Genomic DNA, 17,188 nt, shown 5'->3' on the forward strand with positions numbered 1-17,188 from the left:
ATTGTTGATGTCATTCTTAGGTCAGCACTTAGCGGCGTTGTTGTATGACTCGATCTTACCCCGTCATTGCGAGGAGGGACGAGCTTTATTGCACGGCTCTAAAAAAGTGCCGTATGTCATTCTAGCTAAAGGCTGGAATCTAGAAAAAAGTATAAAAGTTATACCGAATTTATTTCAGGATATACTAAAAAAGATGCGCAAAACTTGTTCAGCATGACAAGAAAAAGTCTGGATTCCCGCCTTCGCGGGAATGACATACTGCTGCTTTTATCGAGCCATGCAACAACGCCTTTGGTCGCTCGCAATGAAATTTAGGGTATCCACGCAACAATAGCTAGGGGTGTTGTTGCATGGCTCAATATTTTTGCAAAGCGTTCGGTGTTATCTAGTTGCTTGACCACGGCATCCAGTCTTTTTATTAAGGCTTTTTCCGGATACCGTGGGAGGGGCTTCGGTATGACACCATACTTGTAATAACTATAATGCGGTAAATTATGAGCCATGCAACAAATCTTATTCCAGGCGGGAATTACATCTTCCGTATAACTTAGTCGATAATTATGTCCAAAACGTTAGTTACAAAATGGTTATCCCTATGTTGTCTTACGGTAATATTCATGATCTTTATCGGCGGGGTAACCAGGCTTACAGGATCAGGATTATCAATTGTTGAATGGCAACCTATAACCGGTATTATCCCCCCTCTAAATGCTCGGCAATGGCAAATAGAATTTGCCAAATATCAAACATTTCCTGAATATCATATTCGTTACGGTATGACCTTGCTCGAATTTAAATTTATTTATTGGCTGGAATTTATTCATCGTTTAGTCGGAAGAGCTACGGGTTTAATATATCTCCTACCTTTAATATATTTTTATTTAAAAAGAGAAATTAAAAGATACTCAATTTTACCGTATATCTCTGTATTAATATTGTTTTTCATGCAAGGTTTTATGGGATGGTATATGGTTAAAAGCGGGTTAGTTAATCATCCGGCAGTTAGTCATTTTAGGTTAGCTTGTCATCTAATTATTGCCGTTATTATTTATCATTTACTTTTTTATCAATTAATAAAAAATAGCTTTGATATTCTCTTAATTTCTCCGCAAATAAATTTAAAAATACCGTTATTCTTTTGTTTAGTTGCTATTGCTATAGTCTACGGGCAAATTTTCTTGGGCGGCTTAGTTGCCGGTTTAAACGGCGGTCTTATATATAATAGTTTTCCGTTGATGGGTGATAGTTTTATTCCTCTAGAGATAAAAAATAATTTTTCTAATATAAATAATTGGTACGATCCGGTTTTTGTCCAATTTATACATAGGTTAGGGGCTTATAGCGTATTTATTATTGTATCGTTCCTTATAGTGAGTTTATTAAAAATTCGGCATCCAAAATTAAATAAAGTAGCTTACTACTTAATTATTGCTTTGTTAATGCAAATGCTAACCGGCATTCTAACTATTTTATATGCTGTTCCACTTATAATTGCTCTTATACATCAAATTTTTGCTATAATTCTGTTATCTACTATAGTATGGTGCTATTTCCTAGTTAAAGACACTTAAACTTGAGCTGTCATTCCCGCACGGCATTGTTGCGTGGTTCGATAAAAGAGCAGTATGTCATTCCTGCGAAGGCAAGAATCCAGGCTAAAAAGCCTTAGCTTGTAAGGCTTTTTCTATATAATTGTAAGTTATCATTACATCTTTATTTTAATTTTTCTGGATTCCCGCCTGCGCGGGAATGACATAAAGGGGATGTGTTTATTGATCTACGCAGACAATGCTAAGTTAAGAATGACCTTGGAGAGTTTTATTTAAAATGATTATCAAAGTAGATGTTACAATTCCCTGCAGGTTAGACAAATATCTAAGGCGTCTATATCCAAAACTTACTCAAGGAATTATTGAGCGAGCTTTACGACAAAAGCAAATAATTGTTAACGGTCATAAAGCCGAAGCAAGCTTAAGGGTAGGAGAGAGTGAGGAAATTTTTATAAACGACAAATTAAATTTACCTAAAAATTTTCCGCAAGAAGAAACTTCAAAAATAATCTTTTCTGATTCGGTAATTAAATTGGCAAGCAAAATTACCGAAGATTATTTAACCTATGAAAATGAGCATTTTATAGCGATTAACAAGCCTGCCGGACTTGCAACGCAAGGCGGAACTAAAATCAATCTTTCTATTGATGATGCATTAAAATATTTAAATTATAAGTTAGTGCATAGGTTAGATAGGGAAACAAGCGGTTTATTATTAATTGCTAAAAATTATGAAACTAGTGTAAAGCTTACTGATGCTTTTAAAGAAAAGCTCATTTCAAAAACTTATATTGCCGTGGTTTTCGGTAGACCTCTTGAAAACTTGGGAGAGATTCGCGGACTAATAGGAAAAAAAAGAGATGGAGCGTATGAAATTGTAACTAGTGATAATGAAAACGGCAAACTCGCAATTACTCATTATAAATTATTAAAACCTCTTAATAATAACTTATCGTTAATAGAATTTACACCAATTACCGGTAGAATGCATCAGCTAAGATTTCATGCAAAATTATTAAATTGTCCGATAGTAGGCGATACAAAATATGGTTCTGCACAATCTTCTTCATATTCTAAACATATGTTGCTTCATGCAAGCAAGATAGTTTTGCATAAAAAAATATTCGGTGAAGAAATTACTTTAGAGGCAAAATTGCCGAATTATTTTATAAATATAAAATAATTTCTTTAACTTCATATTTTTTAGAAGATTTTACTTTATATGTATATATTATTAATCTGGATTGGCTTTGGTCGCTCGAATGACGTTTGGGGTATCCACGCAACGAGGAAAGCATATTTTTTATAAGGAGTGATCGTGACACGTAAATATTTTTTGTTATTTATTTTTTTATTAATTAATAGCGTAGATAGTTTTGCAGATATGCAGGAAAGGATTATCGCTGCTGAAAAAAATTACTTAGCCAACAGATTTCTGAATGCAGTTTTTAAGTTTGAGGATGATGAAAAGATTTTAATAACAGGAGCTAAGGGAATTTTTTCTTTAAACGGTGATCAATTAAAGACTAATGAAGTAATGCCTGTTTCTTCCGGCATAAAACCGATCACGGCTGCAGGGATTTTAAGACTGCAAGATAAAGGATTGTTAAATGTTAACGATAAAATCTATCAATATCTTGATGCCGATATTTGGCAGGGCGTTATACCTGATTGGGCATATAAAATATCAATTCATAATTTACTAACTCATACAAGCGGTCTTGCCGAGTATTTTGGGCTTGTTAAGCTAGATTTTAATATGCCTCAGAAAGAGGTTAATAAAAAAATAATACAATATGTTACTACAAAACCTTTAGAAATACAGATCGGTAAAAAATATAATTATAGTCATACTAATTTTATTTTACTAGGCATGATTATTGAAGAAGTAAGCGGTCAAAATTTAGCTGATTTCTTTCGAGATGAATTTTTTAATCCTCTACATATGAAATCTACAAAACTTGCTTCATTTCATGAAGCTATTGAATTTCAAAAGAATAATGTTAGTGCAAATTACCCTCTTAGATATTTTGTTGAACCTACTAACGGTAACGGTAAGCCTATATTTTCTTTAGCAAATCTTGATTTTGTTGCTCGTCCTTATGCAGATATAGGTATTGTTTCCAGTACTTGTGACCTTATTAAATGGTATAAAGCTATAAATCAAGGAAAAGTTTTGTCTAAAAAATCGTATAAACTTATGACAACTAAATATTTTTTAGCAGAAGATGATAATGGGCATACCACATATACCGGTTATGGAATCTTTATTACTGAACTCGATAAAAAACATGTAGTGATTCATCATTCCGGAAATGCCTTAGGAATAAGAAGTGAAGTAGGGTATGTTGTACCCAACAATTTTTATTTTGCTATATTAAGTAATGTAATAGTAAAAATCCCTGACGAGAAAAAAGATAAAATTAATATGGATAATCCGGCAAATCAATTGGATATAGTTTATTTTAGGGATGCAATAATAAATGCCGCTATTGCTGAAGATGAAGACGAGTAGGGGCGGTATTGCGGTGGCGGGTTATAAACTTAAGGAGTAACGTTTGTCAAGCCCACTACTGTACGAACGTTGAAAAAAGGCTGTGTCATGCCGTGACTTGATCACGGCATCCAGGAAAATAAAGCCATATTAGACTTATTTTAGAATCTTTTTATGATATTATAAGCTGGACTGAAGTGGTCGTAGCCACGGAATGACAGAATTTTTACCTCTTTATTTAAACGTTCGTACAGTAGTGGGTCAAGCCACGGTATGACATGTATTCCTTATATACAAACAGTATACAATGAAAATAGTTACTTGGAATATCAATTCCATCAGGTTCAGAATTAACCTATTAAAAAAACTGATTGATGAGCATCAGCCCGATATTATATCGTTGCAAGAAACAAAAGTTGAGGATGCGTTATTTCCTATTCAATTTATTAAAGATATGGGATATGAATATATAATTTATTCTGGACAAAAATCTTATAATGGAGTAGCTATTTTATCGAAATTGCCTTTTACCGACTCTTTATCGTTAGAATTATATAATAATGATAAAAGACATATTGCGGTTAAAGTCAAGGACATAGAGCTACATAATTTCTATGTTCCCGCCGGCGGCGATATAGCTGACATAGATATAAATTTAAAATTTAAGCATAAGTTGGAATATATAAAATTAATGCAAAGGTGGCTAACCAGTAATCGGAGTCAAAGCGATAAAATTATCATTACCGGAGATTTAAATATAGCGCCTCATGAACATGATGTTTGGTCAAGCGTTCAATTACGTAACGTTATTAGTCACACCGACATTGAACGCTCATTATTAATAGAGCTACAAAATTCTCTGGATTTTATTGATAGTGCTAGACATTTTACGCCGTTTAGTGAAAAATTTTATACATGGTGGAGTTATAGAAATATTGACTGGAAAAAATCTAATAGGGGACGGAGATTAGACCATATTTGGGTTAGTAGAAATCTAGAAGATAATTTATCTTCTATCGATTTATTAGCTAATGCTCGTGATTGGTTGCAGCCTTCCGATCATGTACCGTATTGTGTGACAATTAAATAAAACTATAAGGATAGTGAATGATTAAAGTTGGTATTTATAAGCCGAGTAAGGAGCAGTATCTAGAAGCTTACAAAAAAATGCTATTGCTACGGCGTTTTGAAGAAAAAAGCGGTCAATTATACGGTATGGGAGAGATAGGCGGCTTTTGTCATTTATATATCGGGCAGGAAGCCGTAATTACCGCCATAGATATGATTAAGCAAAAAGGTGACAGCACTATTACCAGCTACCGCGATCATGCTCATATTATTTTAGCCGGTACTGAGCCGAAATACGTACTTGCCGAGCTGATGGGACGAGCGACCGGTTGCTCGAAAGGTAAGGGCGGCTCAATGCATTTATTTGACATACCGAATAAATTTTACGGCGGTCACGGAATCGTCGGCGCACAAGTGCCGATCGGTACAGGGCTAGCCTTTGCCGAAAAATATCTTGATACTGATAATATTTGTTTTACATTCTTGGGAGACGGAGCCGTTAATCAAGGGCAGGTATATGAAGCTTTTAATATGGCAGCCTTGTGGGGTTTGCCGGTAGTCTATGTTATTGAAAATAATGAATATTCTATGGGAACTTCCGTTGAGCGTTCTACCTTTATGCGAGAGCTGTACAAAAAAGGCGAATCATTCGGCATAAAAGGCTTTCAGCTTGACGGGATGAATTTTGCAGATATATATAACGGTGCTAAACAGGCTGCCGAATTTGTACGAAAAAATAGTTGTCCGTTAATATTAGAGGTAAAAACTTATCGTTATCGCGGGCATTCAATGTCCGATCCGGCAAAATATCGAAGTAAAGAGGAAGTGGATCAATATAAAGAACGCGATCCTTTATTATCGATAAAAAAAATAATATTAAGCAATGCTTATGCTAATGAAGAGGTTTTAAAGCAAATAGAGCAAGAAGTTAAGGAGATCATCAAGGAGACAGTAGAGTTTGCCGAAAACTCACCGTTGCCGGATGAAAAAGAGCTTTATACTAATATATACTGCTCGTGAATTGTTATGCACACTATCCTTTATGTCATTCCTAGCTAAAGGCGGAATCTAGAAAAATACTTTTAAGTCATGCTGAATTTATTTCAGCATCTCTTGTAAAAGATCCTGAAACAAGTTCAGGATGACTATATATTTTCTGGATTGCCACGTCGGCATAAATGCCTCCTCGCAATGACGGTTCTGGTAGCCACACAATAACGTTGGCATAGTAACAACTGATAAATAAATAGGAATAAAAATAAAATGCAAATAACGGTACGTGAAGCACTGCGCGATGCAATGAAGGAAGAGATGCTCCGTGATGAGAAAGTTTTTATTATGGGTGAGGAAGTAGCGGAATATCAAGGAGCATATAAGATAACTCAAGGATTACTTGAGCAATTTGGGGCCAAAAGGGTTATCGATACGCCGATAACGGAATACGGCTTTACAGGTATTGCGGTAGGTGCCGCATTTGCCGGTCTTCGTCCGATAGTGGAATTCATGACTTTTAATTTTGCTATGCAAGCGATGGATCATATAGTTAACTCGGCTGCTAAAACGCATTATATGTCCGGCGGGCAAGTAAAATGTCCTATAGTATTTAGAGGACCGAACGGTGCAGCAAGTAGAGTAGCGGCGCAACATAGTCAAAATTATGCCGCTTGTTATGCGCATATCCCGGGTTTAAAAGTCGTGGCTCCTTATAGTGCCGAAGATCATAAAGGTCTTTTAATAACAGCAATTAGAGATGATAGTCCCGTTATCTTTTTAGAAAATGAAATTTTATACGGCCATCATTTCGAGATGCCCGAAATAGTCGAGCCAATCCCGTTCGGTAAAGCAAGAATTCTATTAGAAGGAAATGACGTAACTATAGTTACATTTTCGTTGCAGGTGAAGCTGGCTATGGATGCAGCAAATGCTTTGCAAACCGACGGTATTAATTGCGAGGTTATTGATTTGCGTACTATTAAACCATTAGATACTATTGCGATAATAGAATCGGTTAAAAAAACTAATCGTTTAGTGGTGGTAGAAGAAGGTTGGTTTTTCGGCGGAATCGGTGCAAGCATAGCCGCTATTGTTATGCAAGAAGCATTTGATTATTTAGACGCACCGGTAGAAATTGTTAGCGGTAAAGACGTACCGCTTCCTTACGCCGTTAATTTGGAGAAACTAGCACTACCCACTAGTGACGATATAGTAAATGCCGTTAAAAAAATGTGTTATAGAGGGTGATGATGTTTTGATTGTCCTTATGAAGGCATTGGGCATTGTTGCATGGCTCGAATTTTTGCAAAGCAAACCGGTGTCATGCCGTGGCTTCGCCATGACGATTCTGGTAGCCATGCAACAACGCCCTGCACGCTATCCAAATACAAATCCAACTTCTTTAATCCAGTAAGATTTATCTACTAAACAGGCTTGACATTTTAGCTTTATCCTAGTAAATTTAACATTTACTATTAAATTTACTAGGATAAAGATGATAGAACGTTCTTTAACAAATAATGTTGCATCCCTTTTAAATGAATTTCCTGCAGTGGCTATTTTAGGACCAAGACAAGTAGGAAAAACTACAATGGCAAGAGAAATAGCGCAGCATATATCGCCACCGCCTTTATACTTAGATTTAGAAAGACCTTCTGACCTTGTTAAATTATCTGATCCGGAGCTTTATTTTCAGACACATTCTAACCAATTGATTATTATTGACGAAATCCAAAGAATGCCTAAGCTTTTTCAGCTTTTGCGTAGTATCATTGATGAAAGACGCCAAAAAGGACAAAAAGTTAAGCAATTTTTGCTTCTTGGTTCTGCCTCTAAAGAACTGCTAAAACACTCTTCTGAATCATTAGCAGGACGTATAATTTATACGCAGTTAAGTGGTTTTACTGTTCAAGAAATTAGGAAAGCCGGTTATGATAATGACAACTTACTATGGCTTAGAGGTAGCTTTCCTGATAGTTTTCTTAGCCCTTCAGATAGTGTCAGTATGAACTGGCGACAATCTTTTATTATGACTTATTTAGAACGTGAAATACCTCAACTTGGCTATAATATATCTGCTGAGATTTTACGTAGAGCATTGACTATATTTGCGCATAGTCAAGGCGATTTGCTAAATGCAACTAAAATATCTGCAGGACTTGGGATATCAGTAACAACTATAATAAGGTATATAGATTTATTTGAAGATTTATTTCTTGTAAGATTACTTCGTCCGTGGTCAAGTAATGTAAAAAAACGATTAGTCAAAGCTCCAAAATTATATATTAGAGATAGCGGCGTAACACATGCGCTATTAAACATCAAATCATATGAGGAGCTACTAGGACATTATGTACTTGGAGGAAGCTTTGAAGGGTTTGTAATAGAAAATATATTATCCATTGTTAATAATAAAATGAGTAGTTGGTTTTATAGAACTGCTGCCGGTGCCGAGGTAGATTTAATACTTGAATCAGCAGCAAATAACCTGATAGCTATTGAGATTAAAAGATCTCTTACTCCTTCCATGTCCAAGGGGTTGTATAATGCTTTACTAGACATAAAGCCTAATAAAGCTTATATTATATATCCCGGTAATGATAGATATTACTTAACTCCTCAAGTTGAAGTAGTATCTTTGCATTACCTTCTTAGCCTGCTAACGGAATATTAGTACGCCGGTTTAGGATAACGGTAATATTTATAGATAATTATCTTCCCCCTACTTTCCGGCTCTTTTTCGGTCATTCGGATCAAGGAAAGCTTTCCGTAGGCGGATGGATTTTGGCGTTACTTCTACCCTTTCATCATTTTCGATATAACTGATTGCTTGCTCTAAAGTTAAAATTACCGGCGGCGTTAATCTCATTGCTTCGTCTTTGCCGGAAGCTCGGACGTTGCTTAATTGTTTTGCTTTCAGAGGATTTACTTCTAAATCGTTATCGCGATTATGTTCGCCGATAATCATCCCTCTATATACCGATTCCCCGGGATTTATAAACATTTTTCCGCGTTCTTCAAGATTCCATAAAGCATATGCTACCGACTGACCGTCGCCGTTAGAAATCAATACGCCGTTACGTCTTCCTTCTATAGGACCTTTGTAGGGTGCATAACCGTGGAAAATACGGTTCATAATCCCGGTGCCGCGTGTTTCGGTTAAAAACTGACTATGATAGCCGATTAGGCCCCTAGAGGGACCAAGGAAGGTAACTCTACTTTTACCGCCGCCGGAAGGGCGCATATCAATCATTTCCGCCTTTCTAGATGCTAAGGATTTAACCACTACACCGACAAAATCATCATCAACGTCCACCTGGATTTCTTCCATAGGTTCTTGTTTTTTACCGTCCTTATCGGTTTGAAATAATACTTCCGGTCTACTAATTGATAGCTCGAATCCTTCCCTGCGCATAGTTTCAATTAATATGCCAAGCTGTAACTCTCCGCGTCCGGCAACTTGAAATGCGTTTTTCTCAGCAGTTTCGGTAACACGAAGTGCTACGTTACTTTCAAGTTCCCGCGTTAACCTATCACCTATTAACCTTGACGTAACTTTTGAGCCTTCCCGGCCCGCTAGCGGGGAGTCGTTAATGCTGAAAGTCATCGATAAAGTCGGTGGATCGATCGGGATTGACGGTAGAGCCGCTAATATTTCGGGAGCGCAAACGGTATCGGCAACGGTAGCATTTTCAATACCGGCAATGGCTATGATATCGCCGGCTTCTGCGGAATCTATCGAAACTCTCTCTAGTCCGCGAAATGCGAGTATTTTACTTATACGACCGTTTTCTAAGGTGTTATTTTCACGATTTAATACCTTAACGTTTTGATTTACCTTGATGATGCCGCTATATACTCTGCCCGTTAACACCCTACCGAAATAAGGATTATATTCTCTGGTAGTAATAAGCATAGAAAACGGCGCTTCCGTGTCTGCAATCGGCTGCGGTACATGTTTAACGATAAGGTCAAAAAGAGCCGAAAGGTTATCTGGCTGCTCTTCTAAATTAAGAGATGCCCAACCGGCACGACCCGATGCATAGACGATCGGAAAATCAAGTTGCTCGTCATTGGCTTCAAGAGCCATAAATAATTCTAATATTTCATCGACGACTTCCTTAACTCTTCGGTCAGGGCGGTCAACCTTATTAATAACCACAATCGGTTTTAGACCCAGCTTTAAAGCTTTGGATAATACAAATTTTGTTTGCGGCATAGGTCCTTCCGACGAATCGACAAGCAACACAACGCCGTCTACCATGCTAAGTATGCGCTCTACTTCGCCGCCAAAATCGGCATGCCCGGGCGTATCGACAATATTGATGCAAATATCTTGCCACATAACCGAGGTGCATTTGGCAAGGATGGTAATACCGCGTTCACGTTCTAAATCATTGGAATCCATTGCTCGCTCGGCTACTGCTTGATTCGCTCTAAACGTACCGCTTTGTTTAAGCATATTATCAACAAGCATAGTTTTTCCGTGATCAACGTGAGCAATAATGGCAATATTACGAATAGCGGGCATCTTTAAAATTCTCATAAATTAGTTATAATTACACGCATGATAACATAAAATGCTGCCAATTGGAATAAAGTTCTTGAAAAACTAATTAATTCAATTAAAAAATAAGACTATAGCAAGTTTTACAATTCAACTTTAAGGGAGATTTATGGGAAAAGGAAAAACAGAATTAAGAGCAACCAGTGAATTAATGGTTATTGAACAAGATATAGTTAGAGATGATGATGTGGTATTTTGTTTTGATGTTGATGGTACATTAGTTAATGGGAATTCCCACAACGATGTAGGAAATAAGTTATTTCGGAAATACGGTAATGTTGCAGAGAAAGGGCGAGAAAATGAAATTAGAGGATATATGCAGAAATTTCTTGCTAATCCTATAGTGGGCTGGAAAAATAAAAAAGAGACAGAAGAGCTAATGAGCAAAATATTTGAAGCAGGTTATAAAATTGCTTTAGTAACTCATAATATTTTTCATGTAGCAATTGAATATTTAGTAGAGCAACTAGAGCTATCCGCTGGAGATAAAAGTAAAATATTTGTGGTTTTAGGTGATTCCGGTGGCAGTAGACAAAAGCAAATAGAAGAAGTAAAGAAACATTTTAAAATAGATAAATTTCAAAATATGGTTTTAATTGATGATAATGATGATAATATTATGGTTGCACAAGAAGCGAAAATGAAAGTAGTTATAGTTAACCAATATGGAAAAGAATATTTAGAATATGCCTATAAATTATTAAGAAGCTTCCTTAACCCTGATGATGTTTCGACTGAAAAAGTAAGTAGTGATAATTCAAGTGATGAGGCTATGGATATTAGTGCTGATTTTAAAAATTGGAATTTATCAGATAATTTATCAGATGGGGAATATACACCTTGGCTGGAAGACGCTAGGCCATTAGGAGATATCCACCATTAATTTTTTTCGTAGTAGACAAATTATTATATATTACTTATTCTTATTTGATAAATTACGGGATTATATTGTGCAATACTATAAACGAATATTATTTATTTGCCTCTTAATAATAAGTTTGCCTGTTTTTGCTAAGCAGGAAAACATTCAAAATAAAGAAGATAATTTTAAAGTTAGAGTGGCGGTCGTTGATATACAATCTATTTTAGAAGGCTCTATTGCTATACAAAATTTACGAAAAATTGTTGAGCAGTTTAATCAAAAAATTCAACAAGATATTGCAACAAAAGAAGCGGAATTTAAACCTTTGGAAGAGAAGTTAATAAAAGAACGTCAATTGCTAAGTGAAGCTGATTTTGAAAAACGAGTAAATGAATTTAACGCAAAAGTTAGTGAAGCTAAAAAAGAAATTCAGGTTAGAAAAACAAGACTTGAACAGGCACACGCGGAAGCTATGGGTATGATTCACGAAATGACTATTACTATCATTAGTGAGCTTGCGGAAAAACATAATCTGAACTTAGTAATTCCGAGTACTCAAATTTTATATGCCAAGAATAATCTTAATATAACTGCCGAAGTAACTTTTATTTTAAATGAGCGTTTAAAGGATGTTACGGTTAATTATTAAATATACGTTCGTTTTTCAAAAATTGGTCTTTCATTTTATCGCATGTAATTGTCACCCCGTGGCTTGCTAACTAGGTCCAGTCTTTTTACTAAGTTTTTTTCTGGATGCCGTGGTCGTAGCCACGGCATGACACTGAGCTTAACCACGGTATGACACCATTAAAACCATAAGAGTACATAATATGAAAGAATTTACACCGATTACGGTTGCATATGGGGACGGTATAGGTCCTGAAATAATGGAGGCAGTGCTTTATATCTTACAAAAGGCAGAGGCTCGTATTCGTTTAGAGACGATAGAGGTCGGTGAAAAATTATATAAAAAACATTATACTTCCGGGATAAGTGAAGAAAGTTGGGAAGCTCTACAGCGCACTCATATATTACTTAAAGCGCCAATTACTACCCCGCAAGGCGGAGGATATAAAAGCTTAAACGTTACGATTAGGAAAGCTTTGTCTCTTTATGCTAATATTCGTCCTTCCGTTTCCTATCATCCATTTACTACAACCCTTCATCCTGACTTGAATTTAACAATCATCCGAGAGAACGAAGAAGATTTATATGCCGGTATTGAATACCGCCAAACACATAATATGTATGAGTCGCTGAAACTAATTAGCCGCATTGGGTGCGAGAAAATTATTAGATTTGCGTTTGAATATGCCGTAAAAAATAATCGTAAAAAAGTGACTGCTTTAAGCAAAGATAACATCATGAAATTTTCCGACGGAATTTTTCACAAAGTTTTTGATGAAATAGCAGAGCAATATCCACAAATTAATCATGAACATTATATTATCGATATAGGCACGGCACGACTTGCAACTAAGCCGGAATTATTTGACGTAATAGTAACTTCAAATCTTTACGGCGATATTATTTCCGACGTTGCGGCTGAAATTTCCGGCTCGGTCGGGCTAGCCGGTTCAGCAAATATCGGCGAAGATTATGCAATGTTTGAGGCGGTACACGGCAGTGCGCCCGATATCGCCGGTAAAAATATCGCTAATCCATCGGGTCTTTTAAATGCGGCAATAATGATGCTAGTACATATAGGGCAGGGTGATGTTGCTAATTTAATAGAAAATGCTTGGAAAAAAACTATCGAGGACGGTGTGCATACGGCAGATATTTATAACGAGCAAACTTCCGGTAAGAAAGTAGGGACTAAGGAATTTGCCGATGAAGTAGTGAAGAGGCTAGGAGAATATCCAAGCATGCTTACTAAAGCTGAATATCCGTTATCGGCAATAAGCACGAAAAATAATATAACTTATTCAATAAATATTGATGAAACTAAAAAGCTGGTCGGTGCCGATATATTTGTTAATATTAATGTCTCATCTGCTCATGATATAGCGGAAAAAATCGAAAAGCTTGAATTAGGTAATTTGGAGCTAAAAACTATATCCTCTAAAGGTTTGAAATTATGGCCTAGAGATGTGAGGTTTGAGACTATTTCCGATCATTGGTGTTGTCGTTTTACGGCAAAAGACGGCGCAGTCTTAGAGCATTTAGCTATAGCGAAGTTACTTGAAACATTAAGTAACGCGAATATCGACTTTATCAAAGTTGAAAATTTATTTGAGTTTGACGGCAAGCCTGGGTTTTCGCTTGCACAAGGAGAATAGGGTTCCGTTCGTCATTGCTATATGGATTGTTATAGCACTTTCTATGTCATTCCCGCGCAGGCGGAGCATTATTACATGGTTACCGGAATCGTCATTGCGAGCCGCTGTAAGCGGTGTGGCATGGATCAAATTTTTGATGTCATTCCCGCGAAAGCGGGAATCCAGAAAATATTTAAGCGAATTATATAGTAAATTTTTATATAATTTTGTTTATTTTAAGTGTTTTTTCTAGATTCCCGCTTTCGCGGGAATGACATAAGTTTAGCATATCTGGATTGCCGCGGTCCTTCCGGTCGCGGTCTTGTTGCATGGCTCATAATTTACTGTATTATGGTTATTACAAGTATGGTGTCATCTAGTTGCTTGACCCACTACTGTACGAACGTTGAAAAAAGGCTGTGTCATGCCGTGACTTGATCACGGCATCCAGGAAAATAAAGCCATATTAGACTTATTTTAGAATCTTTTTATGATATTATAAGCTGGATTCCGTGGTCGTAGCCACGGAATGACAGAATTTTTACCTCTTTATTTAAACGTTCGTACAGTAGTGAGCTTGACCACGGCATCCAGTTAGGCTTTTTTATTTTTTCTGGACCTAGTTAGCAAGCCGCGGGGTGACAATTTTAGGCACTTTTTACCATCCACGCAACCAATGCCTGCGCGGGAATGACATAGAACAAGCTAACCTATCTGGGCAACAATGTCATAAATTACATAACGCAAACGTTAGGAGAATATTAATGGTATTACATTACATCGGTACATTATTAATAATGGGGGGAGGATTCGCCATATTTTCCGGTATCGTCGGACTTTTTCGGTTGCCGGATTTTTATACAAAACTTCATGCCGCAAGTGTTATAGAATGTACAGGCGTACCTCTTTGTTTAATCGGTCTTGCTTGTCTGCAATCTAGTATCGGCAGTTGTTTTAAATTAATTTTAGCAGCTTTTTTAGTTTTTCTATTAAACCCGGTTTCAACTCATGCCTTAGGTAAGGCATCGTTATTGATGAAAGTTAGAGCTTATTAACGCCAGTATTAGGATAAGATTTTTAAAAAATCTTATCCTAATACTGATAGAAATAAGGAAAAATGATAGCTTAAGGTGGCTTAGCGCTATCATTTGCGGCGTTGTTACATGGCTAGAATTTTTGCAAAGCAATCCGGTGTCATCTAGTTGCTTGACCGCATAAGTGTTGAAAGTGAGAAGTAGTCAATTAAATTAGATGAAAAATATAGTATAAAAAGTTATAAAATAGTGTTTTTTTGTAGTGAAAATCATATTTTATACTATATCTTTCGGAGTTAAAATTATAACCCCTTCTCACTTTCAACACTTATGGGCTTGACCGGTGTTGTTGCATGGATCAAAAAAAGTGCCGTATGTCATTCCTAGCTAAAGGCGGGAATCCAGACTCTTCTTTGTCATGCTGAACTTGTTTCAGCATCAATTAAAGATATCCTGAAATAAATTCAGGATGACTGTAATTTTTCTGGATTTCCGCCTGCGCGGGAATGACATCGAAAATTCGAGCCATGCAACAATGCTCGCAATGACGATTCTGGTAGCCATACAACAACACCAAAATACTCAAAATATAGCAATTATTTCTGTAATTTTAAGTAAGTATCGGCAAGAGTGACATAATTTTTTACGTTATCTTTCATATATTCTAAATCTTGATCGGTTAAATGCCTAACGAATTTTGCCGGCGATCCCATCCATAATTCTTTTGATTTAATTATTTTATTTGGAGGAATAAGACTCCCTGCGGCAATAAAAGCATATTCTTCAATTATAGAATAATCCATTATAGTAGATCGCATACCGATAAATGCATTATTATGAATTGTGCAGGCATGTATAAGAGCAAGATGACCGACTGTTACGTTATTTCCTATCTCTACGGGACCGTTAAACCGAGAGGTATGAATTACCGTACCGTCCTGTATGTTAGTGTTACTGCCGATTTTGATCGAATTAACATCACCTCTAAGAACGGTATTAAACCAAATACTGGATTTACTACCGACTTTTACCGCTCCTATTAAAGCGCAGCTAGGTGCTATATAAGCTTCTTTATCAATTTCTGGAGTAACCCCTTGATAAGGAATAATATTAAAAGACATTTAATTAATTATTATAGTCTATCCAAGAAATATTACCGTCTTTGCGATAATAAACTATATTAATACGATCATTCTTGCTATTTTTAAATAATACAGCCGGCAGATCTTCTAAATCCATTTTCATTACTGCTTCTTTTACCGATAATGTTAATATTTCTAAAGATTTTTCAGCAATAATAATAGGATTATTATCGCTATCGTTATAATTTAGTTCTTCATCTTCATTTTCCGAATGTTTCTTGCTACTAATAATATATTTTGTTCCTTCAGAGGCTATTTCAGAAATTTTTACCTTGTCAGTATGATGATTTTTAAATTTTGACTTATATTTTCTAAGTTGTTTTTCAAGCTTTACAAGCGACATATCAAATGCAGAATATATATCGTCACAGCTAAAACCGCTTTTTACTATATTATGTTTTCCGGTGCCGTATTTTACTACGATATTGCAAGTAAAATGGGAATTATCTTTTGAAAAATGTATATTTGTATTTATTATATCGGCAAAATATTTTTTTACTATTTGGGTAGTACGTTCTTTTGAATGTTCCTGTAAGGCGCTACCGATAGAAATATGTTGCCCCGAAACTGATATACTCATAAATACCTCTATGATTTAGTAATAAAAAAGTTGATAAATATAATTTAATATCTATTTCCTAATTATACAATAATTATTATTATATAGGGAGCTAGAGCTTAAATACCCTCTATATAATTAATAGATAATTAAATTAAACTCAAGTCCTTATTATTAAATAAAATTTTGACTTTTAAGTTTATCATAAAAATACCGAAATAAGCTATATTAATAAGTAAATTTTTTTGTATTTTTATTTGTATTTTTAGTAGATTTTGATTTTAAAGATGCGTCCCTTTTATCTCCAAATCTCAATTTACTCTTATGTAATTTAATTAACTCTTTAGTAACTTTAACTACTAAAGAAGGGGTAATTTCTGCTTCAGAACAAGTTGAAAGAAACTCTTCACTTCCTCCAAAAATCCATTCTTTTGCCTCATATTCTATTTTTTTTGCCTCTCGTTTCGGTGAAGTATTAGTTGCATCAATCATTGCTTGTGTAATAATCGCTCTGCGAAGCGCAATTTCCGGTGAAACATTATATATTTTTATGCGCTCAAATGGGGTAGCCAATCTAATTACATTTGGTTTAGTCACTTCATGCCTCTTATATTATTAAATTTTATTAGGGGTGAATCAGGTGAATTTGGTGATAGGC

23 protein-coding genes are annotated in these 17,188 nt (G+C 35.7%); 15 read left to right on the forward strand and 8 right to left on the reverse strand.

The genetic code is table 11. From position 1 onward, the window contains the following. The first annotated feature begins 7 nt into the window (after positions 1 to 7). Positions 8 to 217, forward strand: coding sequence for a hypothetical protein (locus AAHM91_RS03600; protein ID WP_342269904.1), 210 nt, complete (start codon positions 8 to 10; stop codon positions 215 to 217). A 94-nt stretch (positions 218 to 311) separates the two neighbouring features. Here the strand turns inward: AAHM91_RS03600 and AAHM91_RS03605 are convergent, their stop codons facing one another. After that, positions 312 to 503, reverse strand: coding sequence for a hypothetical protein (locus AAHM91_RS03605; protein ID WP_342269905.1), 192 nt, complete (start codon positions 501 to 503; stop codon positions 312 to 314). 57 nt (positions 504 to 560) lie between these two features. On the opposite strand from AAHM91_RS03605, the gene AAHM91_RS03610 reads away from it, so the two are divergent. Together AAHM91_RS03610 and AAHM91_RS03615 are read left to right on the forward strand one after the other, a co-directional pair. Beyond that, on the forward strand, positions 561 to 1,571 hold the full coding sequence (locus tag AAHM91_RS03610) for a COX15/CtaA family protein (RefSeq protein WP_253307693.1): 1,011 nt from the start codon (positions 561 to 563) through the stop codon (positions 1,569 to 1,571). A 256-nt stretch (positions 1,572 to 1,827) separates the two neighbouring features. Beyond that, complete coding sequence (locus AAHM91_RS03615; RefSeq protein WP_342269906.1) at positions 1,828 to 2,733, forward strand: RluA family pseudouridine synthase; 906 nt, start codon at positions 1,828 to 1,830, stop codon at positions 2,731 to 2,733. On the opposite strand, the gene AAHM91_RS03620 is transcribed toward AAHM91_RS03615, so the two are convergent. Continuing rightward, entirely contained in the window at positions 2,717 to 2,875 is a 159-nt protein-coding gene (locus AAHM91_RS03620) for a hypothetical protein (RefSeq protein ID WP_342269907.1), read from the reverse strand. The genes AAHM91_RS03615 and AAHM91_RS03620 overlap by 17 nt on opposite strands. On the opposite strand from AAHM91_RS03620, the gene AAHM91_RS03625 reads away from it, so the two are divergent. The 3 genes from AAHM91_RS03625 to pdhA all read left to right on the forward strand — a co-directional run bounded on the left by AAHM91_RS03625 (position 2,869) and on the right by pdhA (position 6,132). Continuing rightward, a complete protein-coding gene (locus AAHM91_RS03625; protein WP_342269908.1) occupies positions 2,869 to 4,065 on the forward strand; it encodes a serine hydrolase domain-containing protein in 1,197 nt (398 codons plus the stop codon). The two genes, AAHM91_RS03620 and AAHM91_RS03625, sit on opposite strands and share 7 nt — an antisense overlap. A 286-nt stretch (positions 4,066 to 4,351) precedes the next feature. Continuing rightward, positions 4,352 to 5,134, forward strand: coding sequence for an exodeoxyribonuclease III (gene xth, locus AAHM91_RS03630; RefSeq protein ID WP_253307690.1), 783 nt, complete (start codon positions 4,352 to 4,354; stop codon positions 5,132 to 5,134). Positions 5,135 to 5,151: 17 nt separating this feature from the next. Beyond that, a complete protein-coding gene (gene pdhA / locus AAHM91_RS03635; RefSeq protein WP_342269909.1) occupies positions 5,152 to 6,132 on the forward strand; it encodes a pyruvate dehydrogenase (acetyl-transferring) E1 component subunit alpha in 981 nt (326 codons plus the stop codon). 67 nt (positions 6,133 to 6,199) lie between these two features. Here pdhA and AAHM91_RS03640 read toward each other — a convergent pair whose 3' ends face one another. Then, a complete protein-coding gene (locus AAHM91_RS03640; protein ID WP_342269910.1) occupies positions 6,200 to 6,325 on the reverse strand; it encodes a hypothetical protein in 126 nt (41 codons plus the stop codon). 50 nt (positions 6,326 to 6,375) lie between these two features. Between AAHM91_RS03640 and AAHM91_RS03645 the strand changes: the two genes are divergently transcribed. The 3 genes from AAHM91_RS03645 to AAHM91_RS03655 all read left to right on the forward strand — a co-directional run bounded on the left by AAHM91_RS03645 (position 6,376) and on the right by AAHM91_RS03655 (position 8,779). Then, on the forward strand, positions 6,376 to 7,353 hold the full coding sequence (locus AAHM91_RS03645) for a pyruvate dehydrogenase complex E1 component subunit beta (RefSeq protein ID WP_342269911.1): 978 nt from the start codon (positions 6,376 to 6,378) through the stop codon (positions 7,351 to 7,353). 42 nt (positions 7,354 to 7,395) lie between these two features. Next, positions 7,396 to 7,533, forward strand: coding sequence for a hypothetical protein (locus tag AAHM91_RS03650; RefSeq protein WP_342269912.1), 138 nt, complete (start codon positions 7,396 to 7,398; stop codon positions 7,531 to 7,533). A gap of 67 nt (positions 7,534 to 7,600) precedes the next feature. Beyond that, entirely contained in the window at positions 7,601 to 8,779 is a 1,179-nt protein-coding gene (locus tag AAHM91_RS03655) for an ATP-binding protein (RefSeq protein WP_342269913.1), read from the forward strand. A 48-nt stretch (positions 8,780 to 8,827) separates the two neighbouring features. Here the strand turns inward: AAHM91_RS03655 and typA are convergent, their stop codons facing one another. Beyond that, a complete protein-coding gene (gene typA, locus AAHM91_RS03660) occupies positions 8,828 to 10,636 on the reverse strand; it encodes a translational GTPase TypA (RefSeq protein ID WP_342270723.1) in 1,809 nt (602 codons plus the stop codon). Positions 10,637 to 10,781: 145 nt separating this feature from the next. Here typA and AAHM91_RS03665 point away from each other — a divergent pair, with 145 nt between their 5' ends. The 6 genes from AAHM91_RS03665 to AAHM91_RS03690 all read left to right on the forward strand — a co-directional run bounded on the left by AAHM91_RS03665 (position 10,782) and on the right by AAHM91_RS03690 (position 14,850). Then, positions 10,782 to 11,555 (forward strand): HAD family hydrolase, encoded by a 774-nt coding sequence (locus tag AAHM91_RS03665; RefSeq protein WP_342269914.1) that lies wholly within the window; start codon positions 10,782 to 10,784, stop codon positions 11,553 to 11,555. A gap of 94 nt (positions 11,556 to 11,649) precedes the next feature. Further along, the gene (locus tag AAHM91_RS03670) at positions 11,650 to 12,183 is read left to right on the forward strand and encodes an OmpH family outer membrane protein (protein ID WP_410525894.1); all 534 of its coding nucleotides are present in this window, start codon (positions 11,650 to 11,652) and stop codon (positions 12,181 to 12,183) included. Between the two features lie 181 nt (positions 12,184 to 12,364). Then, complete coding sequence (locus AAHM91_RS03675) at positions 12,365 to 13,816, forward strand: NADP-dependent isocitrate dehydrogenase (RefSeq protein WP_342269915.1); 1,452 nt, start codon at positions 12,365 to 12,367, stop codon at positions 13,814 to 13,816. A 21-nt stretch (positions 13,817 to 13,837) separates the two neighbouring features. After that, complete coding sequence (locus AAHM91_RS03680; RefSeq protein WP_342269916.1) at positions 13,838 to 14,005, forward strand: hypothetical protein; 168 nt, start codon at positions 13,838 to 13,840, stop codon at positions 14,003 to 14,005. Positions 14,006 to 14,035: 30 nt separating this feature from the next. Continuing rightward, positions 14,036 to 14,233 carry a hypothetical protein gene (locus AAHM91_RS03685; RefSeq protein ID WP_342269917.1) on the forward strand — a complete coding sequence of 66 codons (198 nt, stop codon included), beginning with the start codon at positions 14,036 to 14,038 and terminating at the stop codon, positions 14,231 to 14,233. Between the two features lie 326 nt (positions 14,234 to 14,559). After that, positions 14,560 to 14,850 (forward strand): Na+/H+ antiporter subunit G, encoded by a 291-nt coding sequence (locus AAHM91_RS03690; RefSeq protein WP_342270724.1) that lies wholly within the window; start codon positions 14,560 to 14,562, stop codon positions 14,848 to 14,850. Positions 14,851 to 15,271: 421 nt separating this feature from the next. Here the strand turns inward: AAHM91_RS03690 and AAHM91_RS03695 are convergent, their stop codons facing one another. From AAHM91_RS03695 to AAHM91_RS03710, 4 genes are all read right to left on the reverse strand, one after another. Then, positions 15,272 to 15,397, reverse strand: coding sequence for a hypothetical protein (locus AAHM91_RS03695; RefSeq protein WP_342269918.1), 126 nt, complete (start codon positions 15,395 to 15,397; stop codon positions 15,272 to 15,274). 28 nt (positions 15,398 to 15,425) lie between these two features. Then, entirely contained in the window at positions 15,426 to 15,950 is a 525-nt protein-coding gene (locus AAHM91_RS03700; RefSeq protein ID WP_342269919.1) for a gamma carbonic anhydrase family protein, read from the reverse strand. Between the two features lie 4 nt (positions 15,951 to 15,954). Then, the gene (gene hpf, locus AAHM91_RS03705; protein WP_253307680.1) at positions 15,955 to 16,551 is read right to left on the reverse strand and encodes a ribosome hibernation-promoting factor, HPF/YfiA family; all 597 of its coding nucleotides are present in this window, start codon (positions 16,549 to 16,551) and stop codon (positions 15,955 to 15,957) included. Between the two features lie 207 nt (positions 16,552 to 16,758). Beyond that, on the reverse strand, positions 16,759 to 17,127 hold the full coding sequence (locus AAHM91_RS03710; RefSeq protein ID WP_342269920.1) for a hypothetical protein: 369 nt from the start codon (positions 17,125 to 17,127) through the stop codon (positions 16,759 to 16,761). Between the last annotated feature and the right edge of the window lie 61 nt (positions 17,128 to 17,188).

Source organism: Rickettsia endosymbiont of Orchestes rusci, from assembly GCF_964030945.1.
Lineage (GTDB): Bacteria > Pseudomonadota > Alphaproteobacteria > Rickettsiales > Rickettsiaceae > Rickettsia.

What these genes read in the sequence shown, in the direction of transcription:
- AAHM91_RS03600 (WP_342269904.1), top strand. Translation starts at nt 8, where the DNA reads ATGTCATTCTTAGGTCAGCACTTAGCGGCGTTGTTGTATGACTCGATC.
- AAHM91_RS03605 (WP_342269905.1), bottom strand. Translation starts at nt 503, where the DNA reads ATGGCTCATAATTTACCGCATTATAGTTATTACAAGTATGGTGTCATA.
- AAHM91_RS03610 (WP_253307693.1), top strand. Translation starts at nt 561, where the DNA reads ATGTCCAAAACGTTAGTTACAAAATGGTTATCCCTATGTTGTCTTACG.
- AAHM91_RS03615 (WP_342269906.1), top strand. Translation starts at nt 1,828, where the DNA reads ATGATTATCAAAGTAGATGTTACAATTCCCTGCAGGTTAGACAAATAT.
- xth (WP_253307690.1), top strand. Translation starts at nt 4,352, where the DNA reads ATGAAAATAGTTACTTGGAATATCAATTCCATCAGGTTCAGAATTAAC.
- pdhA (WP_342269909.1), top strand. Translation starts at nt 5,152, where the DNA reads ATGATTAAAGTTGGTATTTATAAGCCGAGTAAGGAGCAGTATCTAGAA.
- AAHM91_RS03645 (WP_342269911.1), top strand. Translation starts at nt 6,376, where the DNA reads ATGCAAATAACGGTACGTGAAGCACTGCGCGATGCAATGAAGGAAGAG.
- AAHM91_RS03650 (WP_342269912.1), top strand. Translation starts at nt 7,396, where the DNA reads ATGGCTCGAATTTTTGCAAAGCAAACCGGTGTCATGCCGTGGCTTCGC.
- AAHM91_RS03655 (WP_342269913.1), top strand. Translation starts at nt 7,601, where the DNA reads ATGATAGAACGTTCTTTAACAAATAATGTTGCATCCCTTTTAAATGAA.
- typA (WP_342270723.1), bottom strand. Translation starts at nt 10,636, where the DNA reads ATGCCCGCTATTCGTAATATTGCCATTATTGCTCACGTTGATCACGGA.
- AAHM91_RS03665 (WP_342269914.1), top strand. Translation starts at nt 10,782, where the DNA reads ATGGGAAAAGGAAAAACAGAATTAAGAGCAACCAGTGAATTAATGGTT.
- AAHM91_RS03675 (WP_342269915.1), top strand. Translation starts at nt 12,365, where the DNA reads ATGAAAGAATTTACACCGATTACGGTTGCATATGGGGACGGTATAGGT.
- AAHM91_RS03680 (WP_342269916.1), top strand. Translation starts at nt 13,838, where the DNA reads ATGGATTGTTATAGCACTTTCTATGTCATTCCCGCGCAGGCGGAGCAT.
- AAHM91_RS03690 (WP_342270724.1), top strand. Translation starts at nt 14,560, where the DNA reads ATGGTATTACATTACATCGGTACATTATTAATAATGGGGGGAGGATTC.
- AAHM91_RS03700 (WP_342269919.1), bottom strand. Translation starts at nt 15,950, where the DNA reads ATGTCTTTTAATATTATTCCTTATCAAGGGGTTACTCCAGAAATTGAT.
- hpf (WP_253307680.1), bottom strand. Translation starts at nt 16,551, where the DNA reads ATGAGTATATCAGTTTCGGGGCAACATATTTCTATCGGTAGCGCCTTA.